General features: G+C 67.9%; 9 protein-coding genes. All 9 read left to right on the top strand.

What is annotated here, in order from left to right; translation table 11 throughout:
- Positions 1-237: 237 nt before the first annotated feature.
- The 9 genes from ACFYPS_RS19395 (at position 238) to ACFYPS_RS19435 (ending at position 10,929) form a co-directional block, all read left to right on the top strand.
- The gene (locus ACFYPS_RS19395; protein ID WP_354964038.1) at positions 238-363 is read left to right on the top strand and encodes a hypothetical protein; all 126 of its coding nucleotides are present in this window, start codon (positions 238-240) and stop codon (positions 361-363) included.
- 20 nt (positions 364-383) lie between these two features.
- Positions 384-1,484: a hypothetical protein gene (locus ACFYPS_RS19400; RefSeq protein WP_387325881.1), complete on the top strand. Its 1,101-nt coding sequence runs from the start codon at positions 384-386 to the stop codon at positions 1,482-1,484.
- 178 nt (positions 1,485-1,662) lie between these two features.
- Entirely contained in the window at positions 1,663-2,325 is a 663-nt protein-coding gene (locus tag ACFYPS_RS19405) for a sugar transferase (protein WP_354964036.1), read from the top strand.
- A gap of 158 nt (positions 2,326-2,483) precedes the next feature.
- Complete coding sequence (locus ACFYPS_RS19410; RefSeq protein ID WP_354964035.1) at positions 2,484-3,746, top strand: nucleotide sugar dehydrogenase; 1,263 nt, start codon at positions 2,484-2,486, stop codon at positions 3,744-3,746.
- Between the two features lie 114 nt (positions 3,747-3,860).
- Complete coding sequence (locus tag ACFYPS_RS19415) at positions 3,861-5,867, top strand: heparinase II/III family protein (RefSeq protein ID WP_354964034.1); 2,007 nt, start codon at positions 3,861-3,863, stop codon at positions 5,865-5,867.
- Positions 5,864-7,051, top strand: coding sequence for a glycosyltransferase family 4 protein (locus ACFYPS_RS19420; RefSeq protein ID WP_387325885.1), 1,188 nt, complete (start codon positions 5,864-5,866; stop codon positions 7,049-7,051). Before ACFYPS_RS19415 ends, ACFYPS_RS19420 begins: the two co-directional genes overlap by 4 nt.
- Entirely contained in the window at positions 7,045-8,865 is a 1,821-nt protein-coding gene (locus tag ACFYPS_RS19425) for an ABC transporter ATP-binding protein (protein ID WP_387325888.1), read from the top strand. The genes ACFYPS_RS19420 and ACFYPS_RS19425 overlap by 7 nt, the downstream gene beginning before the upstream one ends.
- A gap of 700 nt (positions 8,866-9,565) precedes the next feature.
- Complete coding sequence (gene gntA / locus ACFYPS_RS19430; protein ID WP_387325909.1) at positions 9,566-10,327, top strand: guanitoxin biosynthesis heme-dependent pre-guanitoxin N-hydroxylase GntA; 762 nt, start codon at positions 9,566-9,568, stop codon at positions 10,325-10,327.
- Positions 10,327-10,929 carry an urea carboxylase-associated family protein gene (locus ACFYPS_RS19435; protein WP_354964030.1) on the top strand — a complete coding sequence of 201 codons (603 nt, stop codon included), beginning with the start codon at positions 10,327-10,329 and terminating at the stop codon, positions 10,927-10,929. Before gntA ends, ACFYPS_RS19435 begins: the two co-directional genes overlap by 1 nt.
- The last annotated feature ends 92 nt before the right edge of the window (positions 10,930-11,021 follow it).

Consider the following 11,021-nt stretch of genomic DNA (forward strand, 5'->3'; position numbering starts at 1 on the left):
TAGTTCGATTTGAGAGTATTAGGAACATTTGCCCTGGATGGGGCGATAGGATGGCATTAACCCCGTCAGCCATAACTACCGGTCCGATCTGGGGCTGACCACCGATGCAATGCATTGCAGCTTGCGGACGAGTTCCCCGTCGGCTTGGCGCCTCACGGTGACTACGTGGTCGCCGGCGCATCGCGGACGGCATTCCGGGCGTCGAGCTCCGCCCAGCTACCGCGAAAGGAGAGTGGTGTGGTTCCGGCCGCCCAGGAACAGAGACCGAGGAATGTGGTGCTGGCATCCGCGCTGCTGCTGCTCAGCCCGGCCATCGCCACCAGCACGCAGGACGTCCTGGCAACCTCCGGGCCGGCCACATGAGAGGGGGCGACCGCTGGGAGGTGGGGTCCGCGTTCCCGCTGATGCTGCCGCGTGGCCTCGGTCGGGACGAACCGCCCGAGCAGGTCCGGTACTTCGGATCGGGGCGGCAGGCACTGAGGGCCCTCATCGAGTTCGGCCGGCGGGAGTACGGGTGGCAGGCGGTACACGTCCCGGCCTACTACAGCCCCTCAGTGGTGCAATGTATTGTCGATCTGCTCCCCGTGCGCCGATACGACGCCGGACCGATGGGTCCCCACCCGCGGCCCGAGGCCGGGCCCGCGGATGCGGTGATCACCGTTTCGTACTTCGGCGAGCCCCCCATACTGCCGTCGACTCCGGCAACCTTGATCATCGACGTGACTCACGACCCGGTCGCGCCCTGGCTCGACCAGACCCGGGCTGACTACGTCGTTGCCTCGCTGCACAAGACCCTGCCGCTGCCCGACGGAGGGGTGCTCTGGTCGGGCAACGGGCGCGCGCTGCCGCCCGCCGTGCCGCCGACCGAGGGCCACCTCGCGACGGTCAGCCGGATCCTGTCCGCGATGTGCCTGAAGGCGGCCTACCTGGAAGGCTCACCGCTGCACAAGGAGCAGTACCTCCCGCTCTACGCGGCCGGCGACGCGGCGTTGCGCTCGACCACGGTCAGCGGGATCTCCGACTTCTCCCGCGAGGCGCTGCGCGTCCTTCCTGCGCAGGAGTTGCGCCGCCACCGGATGGTCAACGCCGCAGAGCTCACGTCGGGCCTGCGGGATCTTCCCGGCGTAATGGCCCACACCCGCACCTTCGGCGTGGTGCTGGAGTTCGACTCGCCCGAGCGGCGCGAAGCCATCCGGCACGGGCTGATCGCCAGGAGCGTCTACCCGGCGGTGCTCTGGAGTCTCACCCCAGAAGACACCCCACCGCACCAGTTGGACTTCTCCCGCCGGATGCTCCACCTGCACACCGACCTACGGTGGAGCAGCAGCGACATGCGGCAGGTGGCGGCCATCCTGCGCGAGCTGTGCCATCGATATCCGTCAAAGCCATACGTCGGATCCGCGGTCGCCGTCCCCAACCCCGTCACAATGCCGCCAGATGACCAGCCGACGCCCGTGTCACCAGGAAAGACGACGCGACGCTGAGTGGCCGACCGGGCGGACTCCGTCCGATGCGGACGATGTTTCGCCGGTGCAGCGCGAGGCCCGATGAAGAGGGCAAATATCGCCGCCGGAAACCGGACGAGCGGCTTCCTCGTCGCCATGCCCGGACACCAACAGACCACATTGCTGACGCGACGACTGATTTGTGGGGAGCACCACCGTGGCCACTGAACGCCATCCGTACGACCGCCTCAGGCGGGTACTCGACATCTTCGTCGCCAGTCTCGCGCTGCTGGTCCTGTCACCGGTCCTGCTGGCCGTGAGCGTCGCGGTTGCGCTGGTGATGGGCCGCCCCGTGCTCTTCCGGCAGAGCAGGCCAGGACGCTACGGCGCATTGTTCGAGCTGCGGAAGTTCCGGACGATGCGCCCGCCAGGTCGAGGTCGGGTTAGTGACGGCGAGCGACTGACCCGTCTCGGCAGGTGGCTGCGCCTGACCAGCTTGGACGAGCTGCCGACGCTGTGGAATGTCCTGCGGGGGGACATGAGTCTGGTGGGACCGCGTCCCCTCCTGGTGCAGTACCTCGAGCGGTACACGCCGGAGCAGGCGCGCCGCCACGAGGTGCGTCCTGGCGTAACCGGCCTGGCCCAGGTCCGCGGTCGCAACGCCCTGAGCTGGGAGGAGAAGTTCGCCTACGACGTGCAGTACGTCGACGGGCGGTGTCTCCGCCTCGATCTGCGCATCCTGATGGAGACGGTGGTCAAGGTCGCGCGTCGCGACGGCATCACGGCTGACGGCCACGCAACGGCCCCCGAGTTCTTCGGCACCGCACAGTCGCTGGCAGACGCCAGCCGTGGCGGCACCTCACGTGACGCGAGCTGGTGAAGCCAAGTGCCGCCAGTGCACCTTCTGCAGCCGCACGCACGGCAGACCCAGACCCCCTTCACACTGAATATCCTATTTCTAACGGTTATTGGGATCTGTCGGCACTAATGGGCGTAAGCTCCCTATTGGTGCAGACCGTGCTGGTTGGAGGGGCAAAAATGGGGGTTGAGAAGCTGGTCGTCGTTGGCCAGGGGTACGTCGGTCTCCCGCTGGCGATGAGGGGGGTGGAGGCCGGGTTCGATGTAGTCGGCATCGACCTCGACGAGAGTCGCGTCAAGCGGCTCACCTCGGGCGAATCGTTCGTCGAGGACATCCCCGCCGTCCGGCTCGGCCGGGCCTTGGACACGGGTCGCTACCACCCCACCACCGAGTACGCGGACGCCGCCGGCTTCGACGTCTGCGTCATCACCGTCCCCACACCGCTGCGCGACGGAACCCCCGATGTCAGTTACATCGAACAGGCCGGTGTCAGACTCGGCCCGCACGTCAGCCGCGGGTGCACGGTGATCCTGGAGTCGACCACCTACCCGGGCACCACCGAGGAACTGCTCCGCCCGCTGCTAGAGACGGCCAGCGGGTTGCAGAGCCCGGGCGACTTCCACCTGGGATACAGCCCGGAACGCATCGATCCGGGCAATCCGACGTGGCGGCTGGACAACACCCCGAAGGTGGTGTCCGGAATGGACGCCGCGGCGTTGCGCCAGGTGGACGCGTTCTACCAGCGGATCGTCCAGCGGACCGTCCCGGTCGACTCGACCCGGGTGGCGGAACTCACCAAGCTGATCGAGAACACGTTCCGGCAGGTCAACATCGCCCTGATCAACGAGCTGGCGGTGCTGTCGCACGAACTCGGCGTCGACGTGTGGCAGGCGATCGACGCCGCAGCGACCAAGCCGTTCGGCTTCATGTCGTTTCGGCCGGGCCCGGGCGTCGGCGGGCACTGCCTGCCGATCGACCCCTGCTACCTGTCCTGGCAGGTGAAACGGACCCTCGGCCGGCAGTTCCGGTTCGTGGAACTGGCCAACGACATCAACCACGAAATGCCCGAGCACGTCGTCCAACGGATCATGACTGGGCTCAACCGGCAGGGCCGGGCCGTCAACGGGTCCCAGCTGCTGGTGCTCGGTCTGGCGTACAAGAAGAACACCGGCGACATGCGCGACTCCCCGGCCATCGAGATCACCCGCCGGCTCCAGTTGCTCGGCGCCCGGGTACGCGCCGTCGAGCCGTACGCCGAACCGCACCACATCCCCGACGGCGTCGCGGTGGTGGACCTCACCGAACGCGAACTGCGGGCCGCGGACGCGACGGTGGTGGTCACTGACCACGACAGCCTCGACTACGAGCTGGTCGTGCGCTGCGCGCGCTACGTCTTCGACGCCCGCGATCGCTGCCGAGGCGACAACGTCGAGCGGCTCTGACCGCGGCGCACCGGCGCGCGGAGGCTTGGACCGCCAAACCAGCCACGCTCGGGCCGCCACTGACCGGCAGGCCGCATCCGGACGGACAAATAACGGTAACCGGGGGGAAAGTCGATGGGAAACACCAGTCTGCGCACGATCGCCGCGGACACGCGCGCCCTGGGCCTGTCGGCGCCGCTGCGCGCGGCGTACGAGATATCGAAGCGCGGCGGATTCCATGCCGTCCTGTTTCGGGGCGGGACGCACGGGCACCACCCAGCCACGCCGGTGCCGCTGACCAACACGCTGCCCATCAGCGACGAGGCGAGGCAACGGTGCCTCGACGACGCCCGGCGTGTGCTGCGACAGGGGCTACGCGTCTTTGGGCGCCGGGTGGCGACCGGCGTATCGGCGCCGTGGTGCACCGACCCGCTGACGGGGCGACCATGGCCGGCGCGCGAGCCGTGGTGGAGGATCGATATCCGTTCCGAGGCGCGGCTGTCGGACGTCAAGCACGTCTGGGAGGCGGCACGCCACCGTGACCTCGTCGTCCTGGCGCGCGCCGCCCGCCTCGACCCCGGCGGACCGTGGCTGGACGGGCTCGCCGGCCTGCTGCGGTCCTGGTGCGAGCAGTCACCGCCGGAGCAGGGCGTGAACTGGTACTCGAGCCTCGAACTTGCCCTGCGCGCGATCGCCTGGAACCAGATCCTGGCGCTGGCCGGCGAGCGGCTCCCCCGCGACGTCGTGACCGCCATGGAGCGGCTGCTGCTGGCCAGCGCCCGGCACCTGGTGGTCGAGCTGCCGTACACGTTGAGCAGCATGCGCAACAACCACCTGCTCGGCGACGCGCTCGGGTTGATCGTGCTGTCGCGCATGTTTCCCACCGAGCGGCGCGCGGCGTGGTGGGCGCGCACCGGCGAGAAGATGTTCGCGGCCCAGCAGCGCCGGCACTTCGCCCCCGACGGCCGGATGATCGAGGATTCGCTGTCGTACCACCGCTTCGTCCTCGAGATGCTCATCGTGCGGGTGATGCTTGGCGGCGCGCCGGCCGACGTGCAACGTGACCTTCACGCGGCCGGCCTGCACCTGGCTCGGCTTGGCGTGTTCGACGGCGACGTGCCGCAGTACGGCGACTGGGACGAGGGGCGCGTGCTCGCGTCATCCGGCGACCCGCTCGACGTGGCCGGGTCGGTCGCGCTCGGCCTGGTGCTGTGCGGCGAGCGGGTGCCACCGCGGTGGTACGCCGACTTCGACGAACTGGCGTGGTACGCGCCGGTGCCGCCGAAGGAGGCCGCGCCTGGGGCGGCCGCACCGATCACCTACACCCGGCCGGCGGCGACTACCTCCGGAGGCATCGTCCGCGTCGAGCGCGGGCCGTGGCACGTATGGTTCAAAGTGGACAGCGGGCCCTCGCACGGGCACGCCGACCTGACCTCGGTATGGATCAAGTACGGCGGCAGGTGGCTGATCGCCGACCCCGGCACCGGTGCGTACAACGGTCCGCTGGAGATACGGAACGGGCTGCGTACCTCCGCGGCCCATCCGGTACGCCGGCCGGACGGGCGCGACCAACTCGTGCCGCATCGCGCGTTCCGCTGGCTCAACACCGCGCGCGGATACCTGGCACCCCCGCTATTGCTGCCGGATCGCACCGTCGTCTTCGGCTGGCACGACGCGTACGCGCGCGGCCCACGGCCCGTGCGTGTCGGGCGCGCCGTCGTCGTGGCCGACACTTATGTCGCCGTGGTCGAGTTCGCCGACCCGCTGGGTACCGCAGCATCCTGGTCGCTGACCGTGCCCCTGCACCCCGACGTCACGGCAGAAGGCAACTCGCTCGTCGCGGGCGAGTGCGCCGTCGACATGTTCGGGCTGGACGGCTACACGGCCGTGCGCGGGCAGCCGGCACCGTTCGCAGGCTGGTACGGCCGCACCTACGGGCACTGGGAACCGGCGACGTGGATCACGGTCGAAAGCGGGGCCGACACCGGGGTCTGGGGGCTCGGCAAGGTACCCGGGTCCCGGGCCGAACCGACCGCGCTCGACGGTCTCCGGTTCGAGGTGAACTGGGATCGCGCCGGCGCATGCCTCGTCGTCACCCACATCGCGTCGGGAGAAGTCCATCACGTGCGAGCGCCGCAATGACGGAACACAGGGTCCTCGTCTTCAACCACTTCGCCGTGCCCCGGGGCTATCCGGGCGGTACCCGGCATGTCGAGCTGTTCAGCCGGCTACCCGGGTGGTCATACGTGGTCATCGCGGGCCGCCGCAACATGGTGACCGGGCTGCCGCAGCGGGCGGAGCCAGGATTCCATCCTGTCGCCGTGACGCCGTACCGGGGCAACGGTCTGGGCCGGGTGGTCAACTGGGCCAGCTACGCGGTAACGGCTACGGCGGCGGGCCTGCGGCAACCCCGCCTCGATGTCGTGTACGCGTCCTCGCCGCACCTGCTGGCCGGCGTGTCCGGCTGGATCGTGGCGGCGGTCCGGCGCGTGCCGTTCGTCCTGGAGATCCGGGACCTGTGGCCGCGCGTGCTCGTCGACATGGGAAGGTTTGCGGAAACATCGCTGACGTACCGTGCGCTGGAGCGCGTGGAGCGGTTCCTGTATCGGCGCGCCCACCGCGTGGTCATCATGGCGCCGGGCGTGCGGGCGGCGGTCGAGGGCAAGGGCGCCGCGCCGGAGAAGATCGCCTTCATCCCCAACGCGGCCGACCCGGAGGACTTCGTGCCCAGCGCCGATCGCGACGAGCTGCGGCGGCGGTACGGATTCACCCGCCGCACCGCCATCTACGCGGGAGCGCACGGTCCGGCCAACGGGCTCGACCTGCTCTTGGACGCGGCCAAGGCGGTACCTGACCTCGACGTCGTGCTGGTGGGGTCAGGTGTGGAGAAGCCGCGCTTGCAGGTGGCGGCACATGGCATCCGCAACGTGCGCTTCCTCGATCCGGTACCGAAGACCGAGATCCCCGACATTCTCCACGCGGCAGACATCGGCCTGCACGTACTCGCTGACGTCGAACTGTTCCGCGTCGGGGTCAGCCCCAACAAGGTGTTCGACTACATGGCCGCCGGATTGCCGATCGTCACCAACAGCCCGGGCACGGTCGGCGACCTCGTCATGGGGGCCGGCGCCGGGTACCTGACCGCCCCGGGCAACCTTGCCCACGGTCTCAGCCAGATGTACCAGGCGAGCAGCGAGGAGTTGACGAAGATGGGCGCGGCCGGCCGGCGGTGGATACGGGAAAACCAGTCGCGTACGGCGATGTCCCGCGCCCTCGGGCAACTCCTCGCCCCACTGGTCGAGCGCGCAGGGGGGGCGTCGTGCTGAGCATCGTCTGGCGCGCCGCCAGGTTGCTCGACCCAGGTACCCGGCGCGGGCTGGTCCTGGGCATTCCGGTCGCGCTCGCGGTGACCCTGCTCGAACTGGCCGGCTTCCTGGCGCTGGCCGCGGTCGTGCAGGTGCTCGCGGCACCGCAGCTCCTGCACGAGGCCGGACCGGACACCCTGGTGGGGCTGGCCCGCCGCGCCGCGCACCCGCACGGACTCACCGACTTCGTGGCGACGGTGGGCGGCGTCGCCGTCACGCTGCTCGTCTCGCGCGGTATCGCGGCTTGCGCGCTCGCGTGGTGGCAGGCCGGGCTGCTGGCCCGCGCCGAGGCGACCCTGTCGGCCAGGCTCTTCCGCACGTTCATGGGCACCAGCTACGAGTTCCACCTGCAACGCCACTCGGCCGACCTGATGCGCACCGTCATCATGTCGGTCCGCTACCTGACATCGCGCGTCCTGCTTCCCGGTACCACGATCATCATCGACGCGTTCCTGATCCTCGGCCTGGCCATGGCGCTGCTGGTCCTGGAACCGGTGACGGCGCTCGTGTCGATCGGCGCGCTCGGCGGCGCGATGGGGACGTACCTGTTCCTGGTCCGCAAGTGGGCGCGGCGCATGGGGGTCGACGACGAGCGGCTGATGTCGCGTGATCAGCGCATCATCCAGGAGGGCCTACGGGCGGTGAAGGTGCTGACCACTCTGGGCCGGCGCGGCGCCGTGGTGCGGCGGTTCGAGACGGCACGCAGCGAGCACACCTATGCGCTTCGCGGGCTGTTCTTCATCTCCAACCTGTCGCGGTACTACCTGGAGTCCGTGGTGCTGCTCGTCATGGCGGCGGCCGCCGGCACGGCGATCCTGGGCGACGCGGACGTACTCGCGTCCGTCGGGGTCATCCTCGCCGGGTCGATGCGGCTCCTGCCGTCGGTGCAACGCGTCCTCGCGATGGCCAACCTGGTTCGCGTGGGCGTGGGAAGCCTCGAGCAGGTGGAGAAGGATCTCGCCGCGGCGGGCAACGACATCACGAGATCGGCGGAGCACGACCCGCAGCCGGTCACCTTCGAGCGGTGCATCGAGTTTCGCGACCTGACCTACCGGTACCCGGCCGCACCCACCCCTACGCTCGACTCGATCAATCTCACCGTCGGGATCGGCGAGTCCGTCGGCATCGTCGGCCCGTCCGGATCGGGGAAGACGACCCTGGTGGATGTCCTGCTGGGACTGCTGCAACCCACCTGTGGCGGCATCTACATCGACGGCGTGAGAATCACCCCCGAGCTGGTGCACGGCTGGCGCGCCCGGATCGGGTACGTCCCGCAGGAAACGGTGATCATCGATGACACGGTACGCCGCAACGTCGCGCTCGGGCTCGACGACGACGAGATCGACGACGTTGCCGTCGAGCGCGCCATCGCGCAGGCGCAACTGCTCGACACCGTACTCGCGATGCCCGACGGCTTCGGCAGCATGCTCGGCGAGCACGGCGTCCGGCTCTCGGGCGGGCAGCGGCAACGCATCGGGATCGCGCGCGCCTTGTACCTGCACCCGGACGTGCTGGTCCTCGATGAGGCCACGGCCGCGCTCGACACCGAGACGGAAAGGCAGATCGTCGAGACCATCGAGAAGCTGTACGGCAAGATCACCGTATTGGTCATCGCGCACCGGTTGAGCACGGTCCAGCGGTGCGACACCCGCGTGGTCCTCGACCGGGGACGCGTCACCAACGCCCGTGGCCCCAGCGCGCGACCGGCGGGCCAACCGGATCCGCCGGATCTCACAATCGACTATTCCCGTCGATCTGTGAAGGAGGGCGCCTAACGATCTCTGGTCGCTAGGTTCTTCACACTTGGGTCAAGTTTCCTGCGGTGCCGGCCGAGGTGGCGCGCCAGTTCCCGGTATGCCCGTGTCGATCAGATCCGGCGCGGACCTCTCACTGAGATCACCTCACCCTGCGCTGGGCGTCCCGCCCGCCCGGGGGTTTGGCTGCCGAATCGTCCGGAACCGCCTGCGCGGCGATCGTCCTGGCAGCCGGCCAACGCCTTCGCCTGTCGCAGCAACATCCGTCCGCGCAATTTCTGCCAGTCAGCCTTGAAGTCCGCCGACGCTTTCTAGGATGGGCCTGGCCGAGTTTTCATAGCTGTGAATCAGATGAGCGTTCATGATCAGATTCAAAGGGAGCGTCTGTGTGCAAGATGGACTGGTTCGGAGCGGTTGGGAATATCAATGGCGGCGGTGATCGATGGTCAGACATCGCCCTCCAGAATGCGTTGGCGACCGACCTTTCCGAGACAGGCTCGGTCAGCGGCACACCGACGGCTACCTGGAACGGTAGGTCGTGACGGACGCCCGTTACCAGTCGGCGAGCGACTGGCGCTTCGATCGACTCGAGGGCGAGCAGCCCCTTCTCGGTGCACACAGCGTGGAGGCGCCGACGCAGCGCACGGCGATAGCGGAGCCGCGCGCCGGATGGGTGGAGGCAGAGGTTCCACCTACGGATGCGGTAGCTGTGGCTCACGGCGTGTTCACCGTCCAAGGGCGCCGGTTGTGCAGGGTCATCGACGGCCGCCCCGCCCACCCACGCACCCGACTGCTTCATGACAAGTTTCGAGCCGCGGTCCTGAGCAGCGCGTACCCGTGCGTGATGGGAGCATCAGTGATGCGCGCCGACAACTACGCCTTCGCCGTCTATGACGAGTTGGGGGCAAAAGAATCGGCCCGTTGCCTTGCCAGGGACCTCGAGTGGTTCGTGCAGAGCCACGAGATCCGTCGCTTGCCTCAGAAGCCTTTTGTAACGTTCATCTCGATGTATGAAAGTCCGACGGTCGACGATGAGGGCGACTTCGAACGCTTGCTGTGGCGTCACTTGAGTTTCGTTCACGAGTGGGACAGGCGAAAGTGGTCATGGGATCCGACGGTGTCGATGGATCCGGACGACCCACGGTTTTCCTTCAGCGTCTCCGGTCAGGCTTTCTTTGTGGTCGGCATGCATCCAAAGGCATCCCGCATCGCGCGGATCGCTCCATTCCCCACGCTGGTCTTCAACCTACACGCACAGTTCGACGCCCTGCGACAACGGGGGCAGATGGATCGGGTCAGCCGGACTATTCGCGCCAAGGACGGACGTCTGCAGGGCCGCCCCAATCCCATGCTCATGCATTTCGGCGAGGCCTCTGAAGCGCGACAGTACGCGGGGCGCGAGGTCGAAGCCGACTGGCAATGTCCCCTCGCTGCACCCGCCACGAGCACCGGCGACGTCTCTTATCCGAAAGGAGCAGACTGATGACGGATACCACCACCATCCAGCGTCTCGCGCCCCAGACCGGCAAAGCGTTTGAGCTACCGGCCGGGGCATATCTCCGCGTCACCGATCCGAACGGAGAACAGGTCAGCGACCTGTACGCCGTATCGGCCTATGATCGAGCGGAGCACCTCTCGTCCGGCCGCAGCCTGGACTACGCCGGGAAGCTATGGCTAACCACCGGTGACGTGCTCTACAGCAATCGCAGCCAGCCAATGCTACGGATCATCGAAGACACTGTGGGCAGGCACGACTTCACCCTCACTCCCTGCTCTCAGCAGACCTTCGACCTCCTCTATCCCGACCATGAGGGCTATCACCCGAGCTGCCAACAGAACATCGCTGACGCCTTGGCTCCGTACGAGGTGGCCGTTGACCACATCGGCGTGAGCTTCAACATCTTCATGAATGTGGTCTACGATTGCAGTACTGGGAAGATGCTGCTCGGGCCCCCGATGAGTCGACCGGGGGATCACATCCTTCTGCGCGCCGAGTCCGATCTCATTGTGGCACTGACGGCATGCTCGGCCGAGAACTCCAACAACGGAACCCTGAAGCCTATAGATTTCACATTGGAGCACTGAGGTGATCTCAGCAAGGTTCGGCGGCCGAGTGGGGATGACACGGGCGTAACGTCCATACCGGACGGTGTTGGATATGGACGTGGAGCCATCGA

This window comes from Micromonospora sp. NPDC005087 (assembly GCF_042872965.1).
GTDB lineage: Bacteria > Actinomycetota > Actinomycetes > Mycobacteriales > Micromonosporaceae > Micromonospora.